This is a genomic window from Streptomyces sp. NPDC048751 (genome assembly GCF_043198595.1).
In the GTDB taxonomy this organism is placed as follows: Bacteria; Actinomycetota; Actinomycetes; order Streptomycetales; family Streptomycetaceae; genus Streptomyces.
The window spans coordinates 430,751-452,928 of the sequence record NZ_JBICUX010000006.1; the positions used below are offsets into that span (position 1 = coordinate 430,751).

General features: G+C 71.5%; 20 protein-coding genes and 1 riboswitch. Of the genes, 5 read left to right on the forward strand and 15 right to left on the reverse strand.

The window, feature by feature from the left end; genetic code table 11:
* Window positions 1–74: 74 nt before the first annotated feature.
* The 5 genes from ACGFNV_RS21755 to ACGFNV_RS21775 all read right to left on the reverse strand — a co-directional run bounded on the left by ACGFNV_RS21755 (window position 75) and on the right by ACGFNV_RS21775 (window position 4,390).
* Window positions 75–1,028 carry an ROK family glucokinase gene (locus ACGFNV_RS21755; RefSeq protein ID WP_393624598.1) on the reverse strand — a complete coding sequence of 318 codons (954 nt, stop codon included), beginning with the start codon at window positions 1,026–1,028 and terminating at the stop codon, window positions 75–77.
* Between the two features lie 128 nt (window positions 1,029–1,156).
* Window positions 1,157–1,651, reverse strand: coding sequence for a DUF5304 domain-containing protein (locus tag ACGFNV_RS21760; protein ID WP_393624599.1), 495 nt, complete (start codon window positions 1,649–1,651; stop codon window positions 1,157–1,159).
* 57 nt (window positions 1,652–1,708) lie between these two features.
* Window positions 1,709–2,881, reverse strand: a complete 1,173-nt coding sequence (locus ACGFNV_RS21765) for an ArsA family ATPase (protein WP_393624600.1) — start codon at window positions 2,879–2,881, stop codon at window positions 1,709–1,711.
* A 159-nt stretch (window positions 2,882–3,040) separates the two neighbouring features.
* Entirely contained in the window at window positions 3,041–3,481 is a 441-nt protein-coding gene (locus tag ACGFNV_RS21770) for an SRPBCC family protein (RefSeq protein ID WP_133926878.1), read from the reverse strand.
* 111 nt (window positions 3,482–3,592) lie between these two features.
* Window positions 3,593–4,390 (reverse strand): metallophosphoesterase, encoded by a 798-nt coding sequence (locus ACGFNV_RS21775; RefSeq protein WP_393624601.1) that lies wholly within the window; start codon window positions 4,388–4,390, stop codon window positions 3,593–3,595.
* 319 nt (window positions 4,391–4,709) lie between these two features.
* Here ACGFNV_RS21775 and ACGFNV_RS21780 point away from each other — a divergent pair, with 319 nt between their 5' ends.
* Entirely contained in the window at window positions 4,710–6,506 is a 1,797-nt protein-coding gene (locus ACGFNV_RS21780) for an AMP-dependent synthetase/ligase (protein ID WP_393624602.1), read from the forward strand.
* Between the two features lie 34 nt (window positions 6,507–6,540).
* Here the strand turns inward: ACGFNV_RS21780 and ACGFNV_RS21785 are convergent, their stop codons facing one another.
* A complete protein-coding gene (locus tag ACGFNV_RS21785) occupies window positions 6,541–8,121 on the reverse strand; it encodes a GMC oxidoreductase (protein ID WP_393624730.1) in 1,581 nt (526 codons plus the stop codon).
* A 198-nt stretch (window positions 8,122–8,319) separates the two neighbouring features.
* Window positions 8,320–9,462: a glycosyltransferase family 4 protein gene (locus ACGFNV_RS21790; RefSeq protein WP_393624603.1), complete on the reverse strand. Its 1,143-nt coding sequence runs from the start codon at window positions 9,460–9,462 to the stop codon at window positions 8,320–8,322.
* A gap of 104 nt (window positions 9,463–9,566) precedes the next feature.
* Here ACGFNV_RS21790 and ACGFNV_RS21795 point away from each other — a divergent pair, with 104 nt between their 5' ends.
* Complete coding sequence (locus ACGFNV_RS21795; protein ID WP_393624604.1) at window positions 9,567–10,805, forward strand: glycosyltransferase 87 family protein; 1,239 nt, start codon at window positions 9,567–9,569, stop codon at window positions 10,803–10,805.
* On the opposite strand, the gene ACGFNV_RS21800 is transcribed toward ACGFNV_RS21795, so the two are convergent.
* Window positions 10,766–12,088: an MATE family efflux transporter gene (locus ACGFNV_RS21800; protein WP_393624605.1), complete on the reverse strand. Its 1,323-nt coding sequence runs from the start codon at window positions 12,086–12,088 to the stop codon at window positions 10,766–10,768. The two genes, ACGFNV_RS21795 and ACGFNV_RS21800, sit on opposite strands and share 40 nt — an antisense overlap.
* Window positions 12,089–12,172: 84 nt before the next feature.
* Here ACGFNV_RS21800 and ACGFNV_RS21805 point away from each other — a divergent pair, with 84 nt between their 5' ends.
* Window positions 12,173–12,703 (forward strand): PadR family transcriptional regulator, encoded by a 531-nt coding sequence (locus ACGFNV_RS21805; protein ID WP_393624606.1) that lies wholly within the window; start codon window positions 12,173–12,175, stop codon window positions 12,701–12,703.
* Here ACGFNV_RS21805 and ACGFNV_RS21810 read toward each other — a convergent pair.
* The 5 genes from ACGFNV_RS21810 to ACGFNV_RS21830 form a co-directional block, all read right to left on the reverse strand.
* Window positions 12,691–13,881 carry a hypothetical protein gene (locus tag ACGFNV_RS21810; protein ID WP_393624607.1) on the reverse strand — a complete coding sequence of 397 codons (1,191 nt, stop codon included), beginning with the start codon at window positions 13,879–13,881 and terminating at the stop codon, window positions 12,691–12,693. The two genes, ACGFNV_RS21805 and ACGFNV_RS21810, sit on opposite strands and share 13 nt — an antisense overlap.
* Window positions 13,882–13,942: 61 nt before the next feature.
* A complete protein-coding gene (locus ACGFNV_RS21815; RefSeq protein WP_393624608.1) occupies window positions 13,943–14,956 on the reverse strand; it encodes an NlpC/P60 family protein in 1,014 nt (337 codons plus the stop codon).
* A 253-nt stretch (window positions 14,957–15,209) separates the two neighbouring features.
* Complete coding sequence (locus tag ACGFNV_RS21820; RefSeq protein WP_393624731.1) at window positions 15,210–16,247, reverse strand: NlpC/P60 family protein; 1,038 nt, start codon at window positions 16,245–16,247, stop codon at window positions 15,210–15,212.
* A gap of 224 nt (window positions 16,248–16,471) precedes the next feature.
* Window positions 16,472–17,815 carry an NYN domain-containing protein gene (locus ACGFNV_RS21825; protein ID WP_393624609.1) on the reverse strand — a complete coding sequence of 448 codons (1,344 nt, stop codon included), beginning with the start codon at window positions 17,813–17,815 and terminating at the stop codon, window positions 16,472–16,474.
* 37 nt (window positions 17,816–17,852) lie between these two features.
* Window positions 17,853–18,092 carry a hypothetical protein gene (locus tag ACGFNV_RS21830; protein ID WP_055541554.1) on the reverse strand — a complete coding sequence of 80 codons (240 nt, stop codon included), beginning with the start codon at window positions 18,090–18,092 and terminating at the stop codon, window positions 17,853–17,855.
* 188 nt (window positions 18,093–18,280) lie between these two features.
* On the opposite strand from ACGFNV_RS21830, the gene ACGFNV_RS21835 reads away from it, so the two are divergent.
* Together ACGFNV_RS21835 and ACGFNV_RS21840 are read left to right on the forward strand one after the other, a co-directional pair.
* Window positions 18,281–19,033: a rhomboid family intramembrane serine protease gene (locus ACGFNV_RS21835; RefSeq protein WP_393624610.1), complete on the forward strand. Its 753-nt coding sequence runs from the start codon at window positions 18,281–18,283 to the stop codon at window positions 19,031–19,033.
* Entirely contained in the window at window positions 19,030–19,311 is a 282-nt protein-coding gene (locus tag ACGFNV_RS21840) for an Lrp/AsnC family transcriptional regulator (RefSeq protein WP_037668979.1), read from the forward strand. The genes ACGFNV_RS21835 and ACGFNV_RS21840 overlap by 4 nt, the downstream gene beginning before the upstream one ends.
* 32 nt (window positions 19,312–19,343) lie before the next feature.
* On the opposite strand, the gene ACGFNV_RS21845 is transcribed toward ACGFNV_RS21840, so the two are convergent.
* Window positions 19,344–20,717 carry an aminotransferase class V-fold PLP-dependent enzyme gene (locus tag ACGFNV_RS21845; protein ID WP_393624611.1) on the reverse strand — a complete coding sequence of 458 codons (1,374 nt, stop codon included), beginning with the start codon at window positions 20,715–20,717 and terminating at the stop codon, window positions 19,344–19,346.
* A 126-nt stretch (window positions 20,718–20,843) separates the two neighbouring features.
* A riboswitch (SAM riboswitch) is annotated at window positions 20,844–20,960 on the reverse strand.
* A gap of 99 nt (window positions 20,961–21,059) precedes the next feature.
* Window positions 21,060–22,124 (reverse strand): anthranilate phosphoribosyltransferase, encoded by a 1,065-nt coding sequence (trpD, locus tag ACGFNV_RS21850; RefSeq protein WP_393624612.1) that lies wholly within the window; start codon window positions 22,122–22,124, stop codon window positions 21,060–21,062.
* Between the last annotated feature and the right edge of the window lie 54 nt (window positions 22,125–22,178).

Here is a 22,178-nt window from a genome sequence, read left to right on the forward strand (position 1 = left end):
CGGTTGTGTGTGGCTTGTCGCGCAGTTCCCCGCGCCCCTTGGTGGCGCAGTGGCCGTAGGCCGAAAGGTGGACGTCACATGATCGGGTCGGGCTCTCTCGCCAGGTCCGCCGCGCCGACCAGGCCCGCCTTGTTGCCGAGCTGGGCGGCGATCACATCCGCCACGGGGCGCCAGTTGCCGCCCACGAGCCAGCGCTTGTACGACTTGCGGATGGGGTCGAGGACCAGGTCGCCCTCGTCGGAGAGGCCGCCGCCGACGATGAAGGCGGAGGGGTCGAAGAGGGAGGCGAGGTCGGCGAGGCCGGCGCCGGCCCAGCGGGCGAGCTCGCGGTAGGAGTCGACCGCGACCGGGTCGCCCTGGCGGGCGGCCATGGAGATGTGCTTGCCCTCGATACCGTCGGGAGTGCCGTCGCCGAGACCGAGCAGCACCTCGGCGCGCTCGGGGGTGGCGTTGGCGCGCTGCTTCGCGTAGCGGACCAGGGCGCGGCCGGACGCGTACTGCTCCCAGCAGCCCTGGGAGCCGCAGCCGCACAGCAGGCCGTCCGGGACCATACGGATGTGACCGAACTCGGCGGCCACGCCGAAGTGTCCGCGGCGCAGCTTGTTGCCGATGATGATGCCTCCGCCGAGGCCGGTGCCGAGCGTGATGCAGATGACGTTGCGGTGGCCCTTGCCCGCGCCGAACTTGTACTCCCCCCAGGCGGCGGCGTTGGCGTCGTTCTCCACGACGACGGGGAGACCCACGCGGGCCTCGACCTTCTCCTTCAGCGGTTCCTGGCGCCAGTCGATGTTGGGGGCGAAGTAGACCGTGGAGCGCTGGCGGTTGACGTAGCCGGCGGCACCTATGCCCACGCCGACGATCTCGTGCCCGGCACGCGCGCCCTCCACCGCGGAGGCGATGGCGTCCACGATGCCCTCGGGCGTGCCCGGGGTCGGCACCTTGAAGGTCGAGAGGATGTTGCCTTCCTCGTCGACCACGCCGGCCGCGATCTTCGTGCCGCCGATGTCGACGCCGATGGTGAGTCCCATGAATCCCTCAGTTTCGGTCGAGCCCCGCTACGGCCAACCGTACCCGAGGCCCTGCCGTCGGATTCCCGTCGTCCGCCGGGCGGACGGGCCAGGCCCGGCGGGGTCATGGGTCCCCGCGCGAGAGACCGTCAGTCCAAGTCGATGCGCTGGCCCGGGCCGGTGCCCTCGCCGTCGTCGCGGGGGTCGTCGGCGGCCTTGTCGGGGCGGAGCGGGTCGCCGGCTCGGGCGGTCCAGCGTTGTTCCTGGGCCTGGACGGCGGAGCGGTAGGCGGCGAGGAGTTCGTTGCCGGCCGCGGCGAGGTGGTCGAAGACGTCGGGGTTGCGCTCCATGACGGGTTCCACGGCGGCCTTGGCCTGCTCCACGACCTGACGGACCACCTGCTGCGCGGCCGGTCCCGCGACCGCGCCGAGGAGCGGGGACTGCAGGCCGGACAACTTGTCGGCGACCGATTCGAAGAGCTTGCGCAGCTCCTCGGCGGCCGACCCGGGGGGCGGGCCGTACTGGGCGCGGCGACGGGCCTTCTCCTCCGCCAGGTCCTCGGCGCACGCGGTGGCCCAGGCGTCGGAGTCGGTCGCGCGAGTGCCCTCGTCGACCGCGTCCTGCTCGGGGCGCTCTTCGCTCATGACGCACTCCTGACTACGGTTCGTCTCTCCGACGTTACCCGAACGGGGGTACGTGGTTCACCGCGCCCGTGGCCACAGTTCCGGATCCGGTGCGAACCGGACGCGCAGCTCGCCCTCGCGCAGGGCGGCGCCGTCGACGGTGCAGCGGCGCAGGGCCGACGGCAGCGGGACGATACGGCGGAACTGGCCGGTGGTGACGACGAGCTCGTCACCGCGGCGGACGAGGTCGAGCTCCTCGCGGGTGGCGCCGGGGAGCGGGACGCGCCAGATGAGGACGCCGTCCTCGGCGAGCCGGTCGGTGACGGGCCACTCGACCGGGGAGGTGCCCGGGTTGACGCCGGGGACGGTGAGCGCGGTGAGGTCGTCGGCGCCGCGGGGGTCGCGGCCGAGGTGGGCGACGGCACGGACGTCCTCGTACTCCTCCTCCCACTGCGCCAGGACCTTGCGCTGCTGGGCGACGAGTGCGGCGAGCCAGGTGCCGGTCCCGTCCTCGGGCAGGACGCGGTTGGCGACGAGGGTCTCGGTGCGCAGGCCGCGCAGGGCGAGGCCGAGGGTGGCGGTGCGTACGGCGTCGGCGCCGGCCGGTCCCGGTTCGGCGACCAGCCGTACGAGGGTGCTGCGGTCGGTGACGACGGCTTCCACCGCGGCGAGTTCCAGGTCCCAGCGGGCCGCCGTCTCGTACAGCCACTCCGAGGGCATGGGGACCCCGGCGAGGCGTCCCAGGACCGGGCGCAGGGCGCGGGCCGCCTGCCGCTCGGAGGGGAGCAGGCGGCGCAGGTAGCGGCGGAGCTCCTCCGGGAGGGAGAGGAGGGTGAGGGCGTGGGGCGTCGGCGGCAGGTCCACGACCAGGAGGTCGTGGGCGTCCGAGAGCGCGGCGTCCCTGATGGCCCGCAGGAGAGCGAGTTCCTCCGCGCCGGGGAGGGGGGTGACCTCCTCGGGGTCCAGGCGGGAGGCACCGAGCAGGTCGAGCACGGAGGTCGCACGGTCCTGGAACGCGGCGAGGTCCTCGCGGAACGCGGCGGCGGCGTCGGGCCGCCAGGCCGTGAGGCGTTCCGCGACCGGGGTCGGCCCGGCCCCTGTCGCCACCCCGAGGGCCGCGCCCAGTGTGTCGGTGCGGTCGGCACTCAGGACCAGCGTGCGAGTGCCCTCACCGGCGGCCCGCAGAGCAGTCGCCGCGGCCACGGTCGTACGACCACTGCCGCCCGGGCCGGTGATCAGGATGGTGCGCATGAGGGTGAACGGTAGTGGACGCCGGGGTTGTCGCCGGTTGCCAGGTGCCCCGGCGTCGGTGCCGGGCCGGTCGCGCAACCCGGCGCCTACGGGTTGCCGCCGCGCCCACCCATCGCCCCAGCGGCACGACTGCCCGCGGCTGGACTCGCCGAAGACGGCCTACCGGCCCGACTCCACCCGCTTCTTCAAGCCCGCCAGTGCCCGGTCGATGATGACCTTCTCCGCCTTGCGCTTGATCATGCCGAGCATGGGGATCTTGACGTCGACGGTCAGCTGGTAGGTGACCTCCGTCGCCCCCGCACCCGCCGGCTTCAGGAGGTACGTGCCGTCCAGCGACCGCAGCATCTGGGACTTGACCAGCGTCCAGGAGACCTCGTTCTCGCCGGTCCACGTGTACGCCAGCGTCTGGTCGTCCTTGATCGCCCCCGCGTCCATGACGAGCCGGACCTGCTCGGCACGCCCCTGTCCGTCGGTCTTGAGGACCTCCGCCTCCTTCACCTCGCCCGTCCAGTCCGGGTAGCGGGCGAAGTCGGAGATCACCTCCATCACATCGGCCGGTGCCGCCTCGATCGTGATGCTCGAGCTGGTGTATTCCGCCATCGCCGTGGCTCCTCCAGATGCGGGCCGCCAGTAGATCCTCGTGCGCACGTGTGTGCAGCGTGAAGGCTACCGCGCACAGCCCGCCCCGCCGTCACCGCTACCTGCGCCGTCTCACCATTCCAGCGCCCACGGCCGCCCCGAGCCCGCGAAGTGCCCCACGTTCACGCACTCGGTCGCCCCGATCCGCATCCGCCGTACCAGCGGCTGGTGGACATGACCGAACAGCGCGTACCGGGGCCGGGTCCGACGGATCGCGTCCAGCAGCGCGCGGCTGCCCCGTTCGAAGCGGCGCGCCACCGTGTCGTAGACGAGTTCCGGCACCTCCGGCGGGATGTGCGTGCACAGCACGTCCACCTCGCCGACCGCCTCGATCTTCGCCGCGTACTCCTCGTCACTGATCTCGTAGGGCGTGCGCATGGGGGTACGGAGGCCTCCACCGACGAAGCCGAAGGTGCGGCCGCCTATCTCCACCCGTTCGCCGTCCAGCACCGTCACGCCCGGTCCGGCGTACTCCCGCCACAGGGGCGGCATGTCCACATTGCCGTAGGTCGCGTACGTCGGGGTGGGGAACGCGGCGAACATCTCGGCGTACTGCTTGCGTACCGCCCGCTCGATCACCGTGGCCCGGTCGTCGCCGACGCCGGCCCACAGCCGTGCCCCGAGGTCCCGTGCCTCCGCGAAGCGGCGGGCTGTGCGCAGTTCCACGATGCGGTCGGCGTTCTCGACTCCGAACAGGTCGGGGAAGATCCCGCGGGAGTGGTCGGCGTAGTCCAGGAACAGCACCAGGTCGCCGAGACAGATCAGCGCGTCGGCGCCGTCGCCGGCTTTGGCCAGGTCACGGGCGTTTCCATGGACGTCACTGACCACGTGGACGCGGGTTCTGCGGCGGGCGGGGGGTGTGAGGGCCATGGCGATCAAGGGTAGGTGGAGCGATGCACTTGTGAACAGTGGCGGCGCTACCTGCGGTTACTGGCTAGTCAGTAAGTGCGTCGACTACTGTGCGGGCAAGAAACACCAATCTGTGTGACGCAGCGAACATCTCGCCGGGACCCCCTGTCAAAGAAGCCATACCGGCGGGTAACGTCCGGGCAGTCCAGTCGTGCTCAGGATTTCAACCAGTGGTCCCATCGGTCCCTGGGAGCCCCCGAGCACCTGCCCGAGCCAGCCTTGGACCGACCGTCGCAGCACACAACGTCGTGGCGCCGGCGCCCTATGAGGAGCAGCAGTCTTGCGCGAGTTCAGCCTTCCGGCTTTGTACGAGGTCCCTGCGGACGGCAACCTGACCGACATCGTCCGCAGAAACGCCGCGCAGCATCCCGACGTCGCCGTGATCGCCCGCAAGGTGGGTGGCGCCTGGCAGGACGTGTCGGCCGCCACGTTCCTGGCCGAGGTGCACGCCGCCGCCAAGGGCCTCATCGCCTCCGGCGTACAGCCCGGTGACCGGGTCGCCCTGATGTCCCGTACCCGCTACGAGTGGACGCTCCTCGACTTCGCGATCTGGAGCGCGGGCGCGGTCACCGTGCCGGTGTACGAGACCAGCTCGGCGGAGCAGGTGCAGTGGATCCTCTCCGACTCGGGCGCCACGGCGGCGATCGTCGAACTCGACAACCACACGGCCGCCGTCGAGTCGGTACGGGACACGCTGCCCGCCCTCAAGCACGTCTGGCAGATCGAGGCCGGGGGCGTGGAGGAACTGGTGCGGCTGGGCCGGGACGTGTCCGACGCGACCGTCGAGGAGCGCGGCTCGTTCGCCAAGGCCGACGACCCGGCGACCATCGTCTACACCTCCGGCACGACCGGCCGGCCCAAGGGCTGCGTCCTCACGCACCGCAACTTCTTCGCCGAGTGCGGGAACGTGGTGGAGCGGCTGCGCCCCCTGTTCCGTACGGGCGACTGCTCGGTGCTGCTCTTCCTGCCGCTGGCCCACGTCTTCGGGCGGCTCGTGCAGGTCGCGCCGATGCTGGCGCCGATCAAGCTGGGCAACGTCCCGGACATCAAGAACCTCACCGACGAGTTGGCCGCGTTCCGCCCGACGCTGATCCTGGGCGTGCCGCGGGTCTTCGAGAAGGTCTACAACTCGGCGCGCGCCAAGGCGCAGGCGGACGGCAAGGGCGCGATCTTCGACAAGGCCGCGGACACGGCGATCGCGTACAGCAAGGCACTGGACAGCCCCTCGGGCCCCTCCATCGGCCTCAAGGTCAAGTACAAGGTCTTCGACCGGCTCGTCTACAGCAAGCTGCGCGCGGTCCTGGGCGGCCGTGGCGAGGCGGCCATCTCCGGCGGCGCCCCGCTGGGCGAGCGGCTGGGCCACTTCTTCCGCGGCATCGGCTTCACGGTCCTGGAGGGCTACGGTCTGACCGAGTCGTGCGCCGCGACCGCGTTCAACCCCTGGGACCGGCAGAAGATCGGCACGGTCGGCCAGCCGCTGCCCGGCTCGGTGGTCCGCATCGCCGACGACGGCGAGGTGCTGCTGCACGGCGAGCACCTGTTCAAGGGCTACTGGAACAACGAGGCCGCGACCGCGGAGGCGCTGGCCGACGGCTGGTTCCACACCGGGGACATCGGGACCCTCGACGAGGACGGCTACCTCAAGATCACCGGACGCAAGAAGGAGATCATCGTCACCGCGGGCGGCAAGAACGTCGCCCCGGCCGTGATCGAGGACCGCATCCGCGCGCACGCGCTGGTCGCGGAGTGCATGGTGGTGGGCGACGGGCGGCCGTTCGTGGGCGCGCTGGTCACCATCGACGAGGAGTTCCTGGGCCGCTGGGCCGCCGACCACGGCAAGCCCGCGGGTTCCACCGCGGCGTCGCTGCGTGAGGACGCGGACCTGCTGGCCGCGATCCAGACGGCTGTCGACGACGGCAACGCCGCGGTGTCGAAGGCGGAATCGGTGCGGAAGTTCCGCATTCTGTCCTCCCAGTTCACGGAGGAGACGGGCCACCTCACGCCGTCGCTGAAGCTCAAGCGCAACGTGGTGGCGAAGGACTACGCGGCCGAGATCGAGGCGATCTACCAGAAGTAGCCCACCCCGGCCCACGACGGAGCGTGGCGACGGCTCATGGCGCGGTGTCCTCCACGAGGACCCGCGCCATCGTCCGTTCGGCGAGCGCGGTGATCGTCACGAACGGGTTCACGCCGATCGACCCGGGCACGAGCGAGCCGTCGGTGACGTACAGCCGCGAATAGCCCTTCACCCGGCCGTAGCTGTCGGTCGCCCTGCCCAGCACACAGCCGCCCAGCGGGTGGTACGTGAAGTCGTCGGCGAAGACCTTGTTGGACGAGCCGAAGAGGTCGTACCGGTAGATGGTGGAGTTGGCCGCGTTGATCCGGTCGAACAGTTTCTTCGCCATGGCCACGGAGACGGCGCTCTGGGCGGCGCTCCAGCCCAGCGCCAGGGAGCCGTTGGTGTACGAGAACGACGCCCGCTCCGGGTTCTTGGTGATCGCCAGATAGAGGCTGACCCAGTGCTCCAGCCCCATCGGCAGCGGGGCGATCTCGGCGAAGACGGGGTTGGCGGTGTTGGCCCAGTCGTCGATGCCCATCACCGGCATGGTCGACTGGTTGGCCCCGACGGTGTCCCACAGGTGGTTGGCCCGCCCGAGCATCACGTTGCCGTTGGTCCCCCACCCCGCGCCGACACTCGCGTCCAGCGCGGGCAGGGTGCCCGTCTCCCGGGCGCGGACGAGGAGTTCGGAGGTGCCGACGCTGCCGCCGCCGAGGAAGAGGTAGGTGCAGCCGTACTGCCGGGTCTCGACGACCTTCCCGGTCACGTCGATCCGGTCGGCGGTCAGCACGTACGTGCCGTCGGCGGCCCGGCTGATCCCCCTGACCCGCTCCAGGGTGTGGATGGTGACGTTGCCGGTGCCGAGCGCGGAGGCGAGGTAGGTCTTGTCGAGGCTGCGCTTGCCCTGGTTGTTGCCGTAGATGACCTCGCCGGCGAGCGCGGACTTCGTGGCCGTGCCGGCGGCCTCGCGCTGCATGTAGCCGAAGTCGTAGACGTTGGGCACGAAGGTGGTCTTCAGGCCGGCCTTCTCGGCGTGCTTGCGGGAGACCCGGGCGAAGCGGTACCACTCCGTGGACTCGAACCAGGCCGGGTCGACGGTGTTGACGCCGAGCATGGAACGGGCGCGCGGGAAGTACGTGTTGTACATCTCGTCGGCGTCGACGGTGGGGAACTGCTCCGCGAAGTACGACCGGAGCGGGGTGACGGCCATGCCGCCGTTGACCAGGGAGCCGCCGCCGACGCCTCGGCCGACGTACACCGACATGTGGTCGAAGTGGACGCGGTCGAGGACGCCGGGGTAGGAGCCGATGTTCCGGTTGACGAGGTCCAGCCACAGGAAGGTGGCGAGCGGGGCTTCGGTGCGGGTGCGGAACCACATGGAGCGCTCGTCGGGGGCGCTGGTGGAGCAGAAGAGCTTGCCGTCGGCGCCGGGGGTGTTCCAGAGGCGGCCCATCTCCAGGACGAGGGTGCGGATGCCGGCCTGGCCGAGGCGGAGGGCGGCTACGGCGCCGCCGTAGCCGGAGCCTATGACGATCGCGTCCGCGTATTCCGTGGTGGCGGGTTCGGTGGCTTGGGCGGAGGTGAGGTGGACGCGGGTGAAGCCGAGGGCTGCCGCCGTTTGCAGGGCTGCCATACCGAGGATCTGACGTCTTGTCAGCTGACGCTGCATCAGGTTTGCTGTCATTTTCGCAGCATGGGCGGATTTTTCGGTTCCGGCTAGGGGCTCCGCCGGCTTTTGGGGTGCCATCCGGGGTGGGGGGTTCTCCATCGGGCGGCTGCGGGTTCGTTGTGGCTTGTCGCGCAGTTCCCCGCGCCCTTCAGGCCTGCTGCACTACAACAAAGCCTTCAAGTGGTCCGCCAGCAGGTCCCAGCGCCACTTCTCCTCCACCCACTGACGGCCCCGCTCCCCCATCCTGTGGCGCAGTTCGGGGTCGCCGAGGAGGGTGATGATGCGGTCGGCGGCGTCCGCGGGGTCGCCGCCCCGCACCACCCAGCCCGTCTCGCCGTCCAGTACGGCGTCCGGTGCGCCTCCGGAGTCTCCGGCGACAACCGGCAGGCCGGTCGCGGACGCCTCCAGATAGACGATGCCGAGGCCCTCCACGTCGAGGCCGCCGCGGCGGGTGCGGCAGGGCATGGCGAAGACGTCGCCGGCGCCGTAGTGGGCGGGGAGCTCGGACCAGGGGACGGGGCCGGTGAAGCGTACGGAGTCGGCGACGCCGGTGTCGTGGGCGAGCTTGCGCAGGTCGCCCTCGTAGGGGCCGCCGCCGACGATCAGCAGCACGGTGTCGGGCTCGGCGGCCAGGATCCGGGGCATGGCCTGGATCAGGGTGTCCTGCCCCTTGCGCCGGACCAGCCGGGAGACGCACACGACGACCGGCCGGTCGGTGAGGCCGAGCCGGGCCCGTACCTCGGCGCCGCCCGAGCCGGGGTGGAAGGTCTTCTCGTCCACGCCGGGCGGCAGCTGCACCATCCGGTGCGCGGCCCGGGGGGTCAGCGCGGTCGCGATCCGCGAGCGCGTGTACTCGCCCAGGTAGGTGATCGTGTCGGTCGAGTCCCCGATCCGGCGCAGCAGCTGCCGGGCGGCGGGCAGCTGGGCCCAGCCCGCCTCGTGCCCGTGGGTGGTGGCCACCAGCCGGGTCGCGCCCGCCTTGCGCAGCGCCGGTGCCATCAGGCCGAGCGGCGCCGCCGCCCCGAACCAGACCGACGCGCACCCGTGCTCCCGCAGCAGGCCGACGGCGCGCCGGGTCGCGCCCGGCGTCGGCAGCAGCATCGTCGTACGGTCGCGTACGACCGTGAAGGGCTGCTCGGCGTCGAAGGCGGCCGTCGCCTCGACGCCCTCCCGGCTCCGCTTCCACGTCGACGCGTAGACGACGAGCTGCTCGGGGTCGAGGCGCAGCGCCATGTTGTGCAGGAACGCCTGGATGCCGCCGGGCCGGGGCGGGAAGTCGTTGGTCACGATCAGGGTCTTGTGCATCGCCGCAGACCTTATCGAACCCGCCCCTCGTCGTTTATGGCACGCTCACAGCGGGGCAGGACATCATGTTCCCCTCAAGAGATGACCGAACGGCAGGGGATCACGTGAAGACGACGGGCGCGAGGCGGTCACTTCCGTGGCTGCTGGGGACCTGGGGCGTGACCAGGCTGTTGCTGCTGCTCTTCGTCTTCAAGGTGTACCTCTTCCCGGGCCCGGACGTCACCAGCGACGTCTCGGTCATCTACCACGGCTGGTACGACGTCCTGAGCAGCGGAACGTTCCCCCAGAAGGACGTCACCTGGCAGTACCCGCCCGCCGCGGCGCTCGCGATCCTCTCCCCCGGTCTGCTGCCGTTCCTCGACTACGCGTCCGCGTTCTTCGTCCTCGCCTTCGTCGCCGACCTGGTCGCGCTGTGCCTGCTGCTGTACGCGGGCCTGCGCCCGGCGAAGTCGCTGCGCGGTGCCTGGGTGTGGGTGGTGGGCGTGCCCCTGCTCGGCCCGACGGTGTACGCGCGCTACGACGTGATGGTGACCGCGGTGGCGGTGGCAGCGCTGCTCGCGGGGGCCCGGCATCCGCGGCTGATGGGCGCGCTGACGGGCTTCGGGGCCATGCTGAAGGTGTGGCCGGCGATGCTGCTGCTCGGGGCGGTGCGGCGGCGGGCGTGGGGTGCGGCGGTGGTGTCCGCCGCCGCGGTGGCGGGACTGTTCGCGCTGGCGATGCCGGGCGCGTTCGCCTTCCTCACGTTCCAGCGCGAGCGCGGCACCGAAGTGGAGTCGCTGGGCTCGCTGGTGTTCCACATCGCCCGGCACTTCGGCTGGGAGGGCCAGGTGCTGCTGAACTACGGCTCGGTGGAATTCCTCGGGCCGTACGTGGACTGGGTGAGCACGGGGGCGCTGTTCCTCACCGGGGCCGCGTTCGGCTGGCTGGTGCTGTGGCGGCTGCTGGCGAAACGGTTCATGACGCACACCCTGTCGGACGCGGCCTTCGTGGCGGTGCTGATGTTCACCGTGACCAGCCGGGTGATCAGCCCCCAGTACATGGTGTGGCTGGTGGGTCTGGCCGCCGTGTGCCTGTGCTTCCGGACGACCCGGATGGGCCTGCCCGCCCTGCTGGTCCTGGCGGCCTGCTTCGTGACGGTGCTGGAGTTCCCGGTCTACTTCGCCAACGTCGTCGCGAGCGACGGCCTCGGCATCACCCTGCTCGTCGTCCGCAACGGTCTGCTGGTCGTCGCCTCGGTGATGGGTGCCGTACGCCTGTGGCGGGCGACGGTGCCACCGATCCCGGGCCCACCGCCCCTGCCGCCTCAGACCGCTCGCACCCAGGAAACCCCCGTCTCCTCCTGACGCCGGGCCCGACGGAAGAGCAGGCCCACCGACGCGCACTGCAGCCCCATCGCGAGCGCCAGAGCCAGGCACACCCCGGGCAGGCCGAGCCCGGACAGCGCGAGGGCGAGCGGCAGCTGGACCGTCGTGCCGAGCAGCGTCACCCGCAGCAGCGCCGGCGCCCCGCCGCCGCCCTCGAAGACCCCACCGAGCGCGATGAAGCAGGCCATCAGCAGCAGATAGGGCCCGACGCAGCGCAGGAACACCACACCCGCGTGGGCCACGGCGGGCCCCGCGCCGAAGGCGGCCATGATCCAGGGTGCGGTGGCAGCGAGCAGGACGGCCGCCGGGAGGCCGACGGCCCCCGAGACGAGCACGGCCTGCCCTCCGATCGCCCGGCGCTCGTCCCTGCCCTCCCCCAGCGTGTGGGCGGTGTGGATGGAGGCGGCCTGGCGCACCGCGTAGAAGGCCATGGTCGCCACGTACATGACCTTGTAGGCGATGGCGTACGCGGCCACCGCCGCCACCCCGAGCCGCGCGACGACGGCGACCAGCGCCAGTGCCCCGGCCTGCCGCACGGTGAAGTCGGCGGACATCGGCAGCCCGGTCGTCAGCGTCCGGCGCAGGGCGGCCCCCGCCCCGTGCGTGGGGCGGACGCCCGACGCGGCCCTGAGCAGTGCGTTGCGGCGCAGGGCGAGCAGGCCCGCCGCCAGGGCCACGCACCGGCACAGCACGGTGGAGGCGGCCGCGCCCTGGACACCGTAGCGGTGGATGAGGAGCGGGTCGCAGACCAGGATCAGACCGTTGGCGAGAAGGGCGAGGCGCAGCGGGGTCCTGGTGTCGCCGGCGCCCTTGAGCATGCCGTCGACGAGGTTCTGCGCGAAGAAGACGGCCAGGCCCGGCATCGAGATCGCGAAGTAGCCGACGGCGAGCGGCAGCGCGGCGCTCCGGTCACCGCCGAGGACCAGTCGGGCCAGCGGCTCGCGCAGCAGGAACCCGGCCACGACGACCACGGGCGTGACCACCGCGCACAGCGCCCAGCCGCCCCGCACGGAGGCCCGCACCGCTGCCGGGTCCCGCGCGCCCCTGGCGTGAGCGACCAGCACGGTGGTCCCGGAGGCGAAGACCAGGGCGACCCCCAGCAGCACGTTCTCGGTGTTGGTCGCCACCGCCACGGCGGCCACGGCCGGTCCGCCGAGCCGTGACACCCAGACGGTGTTGATGATCCCGGCGGCCACGGAGGCGAGCAGGGAGAAGTAGACGGGGTGGGCGAGTGCGACGAGCTGTCTCCGGTGGGCGTTCACAGGGCCTCCTGTCGTAACGATACCTCTAATCGAGGTAGCTCGATAAGAGGTATCATCGTGTCACGACCATCACAAGGGGGTCCGATGCTGGAGCTGTCGATCCTCGGCTTCCTCGCCGAACAACCGCTGCACGGTTACGAGTTGAAGGAACGGATCAAGGCACTCAGCGGCCATGTCCGGCCGGTCAGCGACGGCGCCCTCTATCCGGCGATCACCCGTCTCGTCACGGCCGGCAAGCTCGACCAGCACACCGAGCCGGGCACCGCCGCCGCCCCGCGCCGGGTCCTGTCCCTGACCGCGCGGGGCCGTGAGGACCTCCTGGAGCGGCTGCGTCACCCCAAGCAGGCCGAGGTGACCGACCAGGTGCGTTTCAACACCGTCCTGGCGTTCCTGCGGCACCTGCCGGACCGCCACCAACAGGCCGCGGTGCTGCGGCGCCGGCTGGAGTTCCTGGAGACCCCGTCGAGCTTCTTCTACCGGGACGGTGAGCCCGTACGGGCCGAACAGGCCGACGACCTGTTCCGGCAGGGCATGCTGCGGGTGGCCCGGGCGACGGGCGAGGCGGAGCGGGAGTGGCTCAGGGAAGCCATCGCGCGGTTGGATCAGCCGAGTTGAGCCTTCAGATACGTCCGCCACCGCGCGGTGAAGTCCGCCAGGGTCGTCCCGAGCACGTCCTTCAGCGCGCCCTCGACCGCCCCGGTCCGCTCCTTGTGTGTGCCCACCGCCAGGTAGAACTCGCGCAGGCGGACCTCGCCCCAGTGGTCGGCGATCATCCGGCAGGCCATCCAGCCGCCCTCGTACGCCTGGGCGAGCCGGGTGGCGTCGCCGCTGAAGCCGAAGTCGCGGTCGGTCGGCAGTGCGGTCGGCGGGTCCCCGGCGGCCAGGGCGCGCCCCAGCTCGGGTGCGGCCTGGGCCGGGGTGCGCCCGCTGCCCAGGTAGCCGATCCAGTCGGCGTACCCCTCGGACAGCCACAGCGGGGTGGCGGCGTTGGTGCGGGCGCGGGTGGCGACATGGGTGGCCTCGTGGGTGAGCACGACCTGCTTGCCGAGCGGGCCGAGCATGCTGTATGCGTCGGGGTTGACGATGACCCGGTCCGCGGGCGCCCTGGCCGGGGCGCCGGTCTCGCCGGTGGTGACCGCGGCGATGCCCCGGTAGGAGGAGGCGGGCGAGCCGAGCAGTCTCGCCATCCCGTCCAGGGAGTTCGGTACGAGCACCACGATGTGCCGCGCCCAGTCCGTGCCCCAGGCCTGCGACACCGCGGGTACGGCGCGGTCCGCGAGGTCGGCGAAGGAGCGCAGCCGCTCGGTGGACTGGCCGACGCCCATCACGATGCTGTGTTCGCCCCGGACGACCGCCACCGTGCCCTGGTCCCACAACTGGGCGCCGGTCTTCCGCGCGGGCCGGTCGGACGCCACCCGCCACGGCCCGTCCCCGGCACGGGTCAGGCGCAGCGCGCGGCCGACGGTGACCGGGGCCGTGTCGTAGCCCCGGACGCGGTAGCGCAGTTCGGCGTCGGCGGTCGCGGTGCCGCCGTCGGCGTGCACGGCGGTGACCCGGTACGACCAGTCCGCGAACGGCACCGCGCGCAGCCGCGCGTACTCGGTGGCGGTGCCGGTGGCGCGGAAGGCGCCCTCGTCGTGGGCGAGGACCGCGGTGGCCCGCCGGTCCAGGACCCGCTGCACCTCGGCCCGCGTGCTGTCGGTGACGGGCCCGCCGCCGCACGCCACCAGGGAGACGAGCAGCAGACAGAGCACCACCACGGAGGAACCCGACGCCCGCCTTCGACCAGCCACCTTGCCGATCGTACGGGGGCGGCGCGTCCTTGGTCAGACCCCCGCGGTCGGGCCCCCGCCGTCAGACCCTCGTGACCGTCGCGCCCGGCATCATGCCCACCGGGTCGTAGCGCACGGGCGCGCCCGGGTAGGGGGCGTGGATGACCTGGCCGTTGCCGGCGTACATGCCGACGTGACTGGCGTCGGAGCGGTAGGTGACCAGGTCGCCGGGCTGCGCCTGGGAGAGCGGGACCTGGCGGCCGGCGTACCGCTGGGCCTGCGAGGTGCGTGGCAGGGCGACGCCGGCCTGCGCGTAGGACCACTGCATCAGGCCCGAACAGTCGAAGCCGGAGGGGCCGTTGGCGCCCCAGACGTACGGCCTGCCGAGCGCGGAGCGGGCGGCGGCGACCGCGGCGGCGGCGCGTCCGGAGGTCGGCAGGGCGCCCCCGAGGTCGGGCAGGTCGTCGCGGCCCGAGCGGGAGCTCCGGTCGTAGCCGGCGCGCTCGTCGTCGGGCAGGGAGTTGAGCAACTGCCGGGCCTCGGCGAGCTTCTTCTCGACCGTCCGCTTGTGGGAGGCGACCGCCTTGCGGCTCTTCTCCAGCTCGCCGAGCTTCTTGGTGGCCTCCGCGCGCTCCTGGGCGAGTTGGCGCATCACGTCCTGGAGGTCCTTGAGTTCGCCGGCCTGGTGGCTGCTGATCCGGTCGATGGCGGCGGCCTTGGCGAGATAGTCGTCCGGGTCGTCGGAGAACAGCAGGGCGAGCGTCGGATCGAGTCCGCCGGAGCGGTACTGCGCACCGGCCAGCGAACCCAGCTGTTCCCGCATGGAATTGAGGCGTTCCTGCTGCCGGGCGATCCGGTCCTGGGCGTCACCGACCTGCCCCCGCAGGACGTCGGCGCGCTCGTCGGCCTTGTTGTAGGCCTCGGTGGCCTTCTCGGCCTCCTCGTAGAGGCGGTCCACCCGGGAGCGGGTGTCGTCGTGCGGTGCGGCCACCGCCGGTACGGTGCCCAGGGCCGCGGCCGCGGCGGACAGCACACCCAGGGCGGCGGCGGCCCCCCGGTCGAACCCGGACGGTACAAGGCGGCGATGGGACCCCACGAAAGCCGCGCTCCTTCCACTGGCGGACACTGGCAGACCCGGCAGAACACCGGGAGACACCGGCGAACGCCGGCGGACCAGGAAACGCGCCAGACAGTAGCCGCGCCAGGGGGTGCCGACCAACGACCTCCGTGGGCACACAACGTGACGCCCCGCCGCTGACGCAGGTCACCGGCGGGGCGTGGGGTCATTCGGAGTCATCGCAATTCGCCCGTTCGGGCGGTGCGCCGACTTGATCTTGGGGCGTCCCGGGTCAGACCCTGACGCCGAACATGAAGGGTCCGCCGATGGTGCTCATCGACTCGTAGCGCACGACCGTACCGGTGCGCGGGGCGTGGATGATCTGGCCGTTGCCCGCGTAGAGGCCCACGTGGTGCAGGTCGTTGAAGAAGAAGACGAGGTCGCCGACCTGGAGCTGGCTCTCCGAGTAGATGCGGGTGCCGATCTGGGCCTGCGCCTCGGAGGTGCGCGGGATCTGCACGCCGGCCGCGGCGTACGCCCGGGAGGTGAGGCCGGAGCAGTCGTAGGAGCTGAGGCCGGTGGCGCCGTAGACGTACGGCTTGCCGAGCTGGCTCTGGGCCCAGGCGTAGGCCGCGCCGGCCCGGCCGGAGGCGGCGGTGGAGGAGCCGAGGACGTCACGCTCGCTGGCGCGGCTGGAGCGCTCCTGCTCGGCGGCGAGCGCCGCCTTCTCCTTGGCCGTCAGGGTGTTCAGGAGCTTCTGCGCCTCGGCGAGCTTGCCCTGGACTTCCTTCTTCTTCTTGCCCAGCTCGGTGCGGGTGGAGGCGAGGTCCTTGAGCTTGGCGGAGGCCTCGGAGCGCTCCTGCGCGAGCTCGCGCTGCTTCTCCTGGATCTTCTTCAGCGCCTCGACCTGCTGGGCGCTGAGCTGGTCCATGGTGGACGCCTTGTCCAGGTAGTCGTCCGGGTTCGACGACAGGAACAGCTGGACGGAGGAGTCGATGGTGCCCGTGCGGTACTGCGCGGCGGCCGCCAGACCGATGCTGTCGCGCATCGCGTTGAGCTCGTCCTGGCCGCGGGCGACGTTGTCCTGGATCGTGGAGATCTCCTTCTGGAGCTTCTCCTGCTTCTCCTTGGCGCCGTTGTACTTCTCGGTCGCCTGCTCGGCATCCTCGTAGAGCTTGTCGACCTTCGCCTTGACCTCGTCCTTGCTCGGCTTCTCGCTCGGCGCGGCGTTGGCGGCCTGCGAACTCAGGGCTACGGCAGCAGCGGCGGCGGTCGTGAGCACGGTCACGCGCGCTCGGCTCGGCTGCTTGGGTCGACGGTGGGACGCCACGGAGGTGAACTCCTTCTTCTGAGTGATCACCCGCTCGGAGGTTCGATGGCAGACCCTAGTGACCTACTCGTGATCAGTTCAAATCCTGATGCTCAAATTATCAGCTACGCAATGCATTCTTTGCCTGGAACTCACCTGCCGTGATGCGCGGTTGACGCTACGTTGCGTGACAGTTCCGTCAATTCGGTCATTCGGCGAGGAGGTTGACCTAAGGGACAGCGACTTCAGGACAGCCGCTTCAGGAGCATCGCCGACGCCACCGGCCGCGCCCCGGCCCGCGCCACCCCGTCGGCCACCTCACGGTCGGTGGAGGCGACGATGACCGGCCGGCCCGGGGGCTCGGCGCGGACCAGCTGACGGATCAACTCGTCCGCGGTGACCCCCGGCTTGGAGAAGAGCACCCGCACGCCTCTGGGTGGCGCGAGCAGCACCGGAGCGGCCAGTTCGGCCCCGTCGAAGACACAGGTGACCTCGGCGCCGGTCTGGGCGGCGAGCTGCGAGAGCTGCCCGAGCAGCCTGAGACGCTGCTTCTCCAGCGGCATCTGCGGATAGCCGGTCTTGGTCACGTTGTAGCCGTCGACGACAAGATGCGCCTGCGGCAGCGCGAGCAACTGGTCGAGGATCGCGGGATCATTTTCGGACAAAGCCCGGGCAGCGATGTCCTTCGGAGTCATTCGTCCCGGTTCGACCGCGTCCACGGTCTCGGCGGGCCGCACGGACACCGGCGGCAGGGCCAGCTCCCGCCGCAGCCCCTGGGCCGCGTCCAGCACGGTGTCGAGCAACAGCCGTACGCGCATGTCCTCGACGCTGCGCCCCTCACGCGCCGCTCTGCGGGTGGCCTCCAGGGCGGCCTCCGCCTCCCCGAGCCGCGCCTTGAGCCGCCTGCTCTCGCTCTCGGCGGCGGACACCTGGGCGTGCCCGTCCGCACGGACGGCCTCGATCTCGCCGTGGGCCTTGCGCAGGGCCGCCTCGCCGCGCTTGACGTCACTGAGGGCCGCGCGCAGCTTGCGGTGAAGCGATTCCGCTTCCTTCTTCGCCGCCTCCAGCTCGACGCGCAGCCCCTCGGTCTCCGCGCGGGTCTGCTCACGGGCGTGCGCGAGCTGCTCGCGCAGCCGCTCCAGCTCGGCCCGGCTCTCCTCGTCGGCGCGCTCGGCGTCCGCCCGCAGGGCCTCCTCACCGGCCGCGGCGACCAGCTTCACCCAGCCCGGGGGCCGCAGTACGTAGGCCGCGGCCGCCACGTCGAGCGGGTCCGCGGCCGGGGGCGGCGAGCCGGAGTCCAGAGCGCCGGCGAGCTCCGGCTGGGCCTCTCTGAGCTTCTCCCCGATGCGCTGTCGGAACAGCGGGTCGGTCTCCAGCGCGGCCGCCATCGCGTTGCCCGCGAACTTGGCCCGCCGGTTGGGTGCGAAGCGGGCGTACTGCCGCAGCTGCGCGGGCAGTTCGGCGACGGTCAGGCCGCCGAAGCCGTCCGAGACGATCTGTACGACCCTGCGCCGTACGCCGTCGGGCAGCGGACGGTCGAGCACCTCGGCGGCGCCGTCGCCCGGCCCCCCGCCCGTGGTCTCCGCCATCCGTCACACCCCAATGCCTGTGCGGGGCCGCTCCCAGTCAGGAGCCGGCGCCCGGCCTGTCCACGAGTTCCACCTGGTCCACGGCGTTGCACCAGCGGCACCGCACCGACTCGATGGTCTCACTGACCACCTCGCGCTCCTCGACCTTCGGCTCGCCCGCGAGGTCGAGGTGGACGTACTCGACGACCTTCGACGAGCGCGTCACGTCGAACCGGGTGAGGTTGCCGCAGAGGGTGCAGCGCCACCGCGTGGTGGCGGTCGGCAGGGGAACCGTCATCGTGACTTGTCCGCTTCCTTCTAGTGTCGTCGTTCTAGTGTCGTCGTTCTCGCGGTGTCGGGTCGCGCCCAAGGCTCCCCGGTCCGTGTGGCTCGTAACCCTACGGCCTGGCGGGTACTCGCCGCTCGGGCGTCCACGGCGGCGAGGCGGTCTGTGCCCGCGCGTCCGTTACGTCATGCTCTGTGGTCATGATCAGCAACAGGAGCGTCACGCTCGGCAGCACGACCAAGGCGATCAGGGCGGTTCGTCGGACATCCACGCCGGTGACGTACGCGCTGATCGTCGTGTGCTGCGCGGTCTTCCTGGTCGGCCCGGCCTCGGGGCTCAACCCGGCGTACGGCTCCGGCGAGGAGCTGCTCCTGGCGCAGCGGGCCTATTTCCGGCGCTGGGGTGTGATCCCCGCAGAACTGTTCGAGGGTTCCCCCCGAGCGGCCCTGACCCCCGCCACGGCCCTCTTCGTCCACGGCAGCTGGGTGCACCTGCTGGGCAACATGCTCTTCCTCTACGTCTTCGGCGCGATGACCGAGGAACGGATGGGCCGCGTCCACTTCACCCTGTTCTACGTCGGCTGCGGCTCCCTCGCCCTGCTGGGGTACGCGGTCGCCAACCCCGGCTCCGAGCAGTCGCTGGTGGGCGCGTCCGGGGCGATCTCCGCCGTCCTCGGTGCGTTCCTGTACCTCTTTCCCCGGGCGCGGGTGACCAGTCTCCTGCCGTTCCTGTTCTTCCTGCCCCTGCGCCTCCCCGCGTGGGTCGTGCTGCCGTTCTGGGTGGCCGTGCAGTGGCTGGCGGCGGCGCGGGCCGGTCAGGGGCCCGGGGTGGCGTACCTGGCGCACCTGGTGGGCTTCGGGCTGGGCTTCCTCTACGCGTGGGCGTCCTTCAGGTCGACGACTAGAGTGAGGGCCGCCCCAGCTCCGGCCCCCGAGGGAGAGAACCAGCCGTGATCACCGCGATCGTGCTCATCAAGACCAGCGTGGACCGGATTCCGGAGATCGCGGAGTCGATCGCCGCGCTGGAGTCCGTCAGCGAGGTCTTCTCCGTCACCGGCACGTATGACTTGATCGCCATGGTCCGGGTGCGGGCGCATGAGGATCTGGCGGATGTCATTCCCGGGCGGATCAGCAAGATTCCCGGGGTGGAGGCCACGGACACGCATGTGGCGTTTCGGACGTACTCGCAGCATGATCTTGAGGCGGCTTTCGCCATCGGGCTGGACTCCTGACCCCCTGAACACCGCCAACTGGCGAACGCCCGTCACACCGCCGGGACGCAGCGGCCCTCCTCCGTGCGGTACTGCCACTTGGCACCGTTGCTCACCAGTTCCCGGACCGCGCTCACGAAGCGGTCCACGTGTTCGTCCGGGGTTCCCGCGCCGAAGCTGACGCGGATGGCGTTGAGGGACTTCTCGCCGGGGGCCGCCTCGGGGGCGCCGCACTCGCCCTGGGTCTGGGGGTCGCTGCCCAGGAGGGTGCGGACGAGGGGGTGGGCGCAGAAGAGGCCGTCGCGGACGCCGATGCCGTACTCGGCGGAGAGGGCGGCGGCGAAGTGGGAGCTGTTCCAGCCGTCGACGACGAAGGAGATCACGCCGACGCGGGGGGCGTCGTCGCCGAAGAGGGACAGGATCCGGACCTCGGGGACCTCGGCGAGGCCCGTGCGGACCTTCTCGATCAGGTACTGCTCGCGGGCGACCAGGGTGTCGAAGCCGGCCTCGGTCAGCGCCTTGCAGGCCGAGGCGATGGAGTAGGCGCCGATGACGTTGGGTGATCCCGCCTCGTGCCGTGCGGCGCTGTCGTGCCACTCGACGTCCACTCCCCCGTCCTCGCGCCGGGTCACCTTGCGGCTGGCGCCGCCGCCCGCGAGGTAGGGGTCGGCCTCGCGCAGCCAGTCGGCGCGGCCGGCGAGGACGCCGGAGCCGAACGGGGCGTACAGCTTGTGGCCGGAGAACGCGACCCAGTCGACGTCGAGGTCCTTCAGTGACACCGGGTGGTGGGGGGCCAGCTGGGCGGCGTCCAGGACGATACGGGCGCCGTGCGCGTGGGCGGCGGCGGCCAGCTCCTGTACGGGCCACAGCTCGCCGGTGACGTTGGAGGCGCCGGTGACACAGACGAGGGCCGGGCCGTGGGGGGCACGGTCGGCGAGGGCGCGCTCCAGGGTCGCCACCGCCTGCCGCGGGGTGCGCGGGGCGTCGAGGTAGGTGACCCGGGCGTGCTGCCAGGGCAGCAGCGAGGCGTGGTGCTCGGTCTCGAAGACGAAGACCTGGCAGTCGGCGGGGAGGGCCTGAGCCAGCAGGTTGAGGGAGTCCGTCGTCGAGCGGGTGAAGATCAGCTGGTCGTCGGCTCGGCAGTCGAGGAACTCGGCGACCGTCCTGCGGGCGTTCTCGAAGAGGTCCGTCGACAGCTGGGAGAGGTAGCCGGCACCCCGGTGGACGCTGCCGTAGTACGGGGCGTAGGCCGCCACGTCGTCCCAGACCCGCTGGAGGGCGGGGGCGCTGGCGGCGTAGTCGAGCGCTGCGTAGGTGACTTCGCCGCCCGTGACGAGCGGGACGGTGACATCCCGGCCCAGAACGGGCAGCGGGGCACAAAGGGGCTGGGTGGAGACAGCGGTGGAGGCAGCACTGAGGACAGACATGACGGAACTCCCGTGAGAGGAAGGAGGAGAGTGAAGACGGGTGTGCGGAGGCGGGGCTCGACGCCCTAGCGCATTCGCTTGCTCACGGAAGGCTCCCTCGATGACCAGGATCCCTGGTGTATGAGGGATCCGCGCTTGCCGTAGACCTCACTGCCTACGGCCTGGTCCTCACCCGGGGCACCCCGCCACGGACGGAGGGTTGCCGGACAGTCGGCCGGGGCCTCATGACTGTCACTCATGACCTGGACAGGAACGTACGTGAAGTGATCGCGGTCCCGCAACCCGTGTCCGGATCGCGGGACCGCACGTCGGTTTCCAGCGACCTGATCCGCCGGACAGGCCCTAGGCGTTGCTCGCGGCCACCCAGCGCTCGAGCGAACGCTTCGCCGCTCCCGAGTCGATCGACTCGGCGGCCTTGGCCATGCCGGCGCCGATCTGCTCGGCCAGCGTTCCGGGGCCCGGGTCGAGCGCCACGAGCGCCGCCGCCGAGTTCAGCAGGACGGCGTCGCGGACCGGGCCCCTCTCGCCCTCCAGCAGCCGTCTGGCGACCTCCGCGTTGTACGACGGGTCGGCGCCGCGCAGCGCCTCCACCGGCACGAGCTCGATGCCGACGTCGCGCGGGTCGAAGGTCTCCTCGGTCACCTTGCCGTCGCGCACGACCCACACCCGGGAGGTGGCGGTCGTGGTCAGCTCGTCGAAGCCGTCGTCACCCCGGAAGACGAGGGAGGAGTTGCCGCGCTCGGCGAGGACGCCGGCGATGAGCGGGGCCAGACGCGGGTCGGCGACGCCCACCGCCTGGGCCTTCACCTTCGCGGGGTTGGTGAGCGGACCGAGGGCGTTGAAGGTCGTCCGGATGCCCAACTGTCCACGGGCGGCGGCCACATGACGCAGCGCCGGGTGGAACTTGATGGCGAAGCAGAAGGTGATCCCGGCCTCCTCGGCCACCTCGGCCACCCGCTTCGGGGTCAGTTCGAGGTTGACGCCGAGCTTCTCCAGGACGTCCGAGGCGCCGGACGCGGAGGACGCGGCCCGGTTGCCGTGCTTGACGACCTTGGCACCCGTGCCGGCGATGACGATCGAGGACATCGTGGAGATGTTCACCGTCTTCGCGCCGTCGCCGCCCGTGCCCACGATGTCGACGGTGCGCCCCGGCACCTCGATGACGTTGGCGTGCTCGTACATCGTCCGGACGAGCCCGTTGATCTCCTGGACGGTCTCGCCCTTGGCGCGCAGTGCCACCGCGAACCCGGCGATCTGCGCGTCGGTCGCCTCGCCGCGCATGATCAGGTCCATCGCCCAGGCGGTGTCGTCCGCGGTGAGGTCGTGGCCGTCCAGCAGGCCGTTCAGCAGCTTGGGCCAGGAACGGCCCGCCGCGGTGTCGCCTCCAGCGGGGGTCACAGCGCTCATGGGGCCGCTCCGGGGTGTCGTAGAAGAGTGTGAGCCCACCCTATCCAGCCGGAA

What these genes read in the sequence shown, in the direction of transcription:
- ACGFNV_RS21835 (WP_393624610.1), top strand. Translation starts at nt 18,281, where the DNA reads ATGATCAGCAACAGGAGCGTCACGCTCGGCAGCACGACCAAGGCGATC.
- ACGFNV_RS21845 (WP_393624611.1), bottom strand. Translation starts at nt 20,717, where the DNA reads ATGTCTGTCCTCAGTGCTGCCTCCACCGCTGTCTCCACCCAGCCCCTT.
- ACGFNV_RS21830 (WP_055541554.1), bottom strand. Translation starts at nt 18,092, where the DNA reads ATGACGGTTCCCCTGCCGACCGCCACCACGCGGTGGCGCTGCACCCTC.
- trpD (WP_393624612.1), bottom strand. Translation starts at nt 22,124, where the DNA reads ATGAGCGCTGTGACCCCCGCTGGAGGCGACACCGCGGCGGGCCGTTCC.
- ACGFNV_RS21770 (WP_133926878.1), bottom strand. Translation starts at nt 3,481, where the DNA reads ATGGCGGAATACACCAGCTCGAGCATCACGATCGAGGCGGCACCGGCC.
- ACGFNV_RS21765 (WP_393624600.1), bottom strand. Translation starts at nt 2,881, where the DNA reads ATGCGCACCATCCTGATCACCGGCCCGGGCGGCAGTGGTCGTACGACC.
- ACGFNV_RS21775 (WP_393624601.1), bottom strand. Translation starts at nt 4,390, where the DNA reads ATGGCCCTCACACCCCCCGCCCGCCGCAGAACCCGCGTCCACGTGGTC.
- ACGFNV_RS21805 (WP_393624606.1), top strand. Translation starts at nt 12,173, where the DNA reads ATGCTGGAGCTGTCGATCCTCGGCTTCCTCGCCGAACAACCGCTGCAC.
- ACGFNV_RS21825 (WP_393624609.1), bottom strand. Translation starts at nt 17,815, where the DNA reads ATGGCGGAGACCACGGGCGGGGGGCCGGGCGACGGCGCCGCCGAGGTG.
- ACGFNV_RS21755 (WP_393624598.1), bottom strand. Translation starts at nt 1,028, where the DNA reads ATGGGACTCACCATCGGCGTCGACATCGGCGGCACGAAGATCGCGGCC.
- ACGFNV_RS21760 (WP_393624599.1), bottom strand. Translation starts at nt 1,651, where the DNA reads ATGAGCGAAGAGCGCCCCGAGCAGGACGCGGTCGACGAGGGCACTCGC.
- ACGFNV_RS21790 (WP_393624603.1), bottom strand. Translation starts at nt 9,462, where the DNA reads ATGCACAAGACCCTGATCGTGACCAACGACTTCCCGCCCCGGCCCGGC.
- ACGFNV_RS21785 (WP_393624730.1), bottom strand. Translation starts at nt 8,121, where the DNA reads ATGGCAGCCCTGCAAACGGCGGCAGCCCTCGGCTTCACCCGCGTCCAC.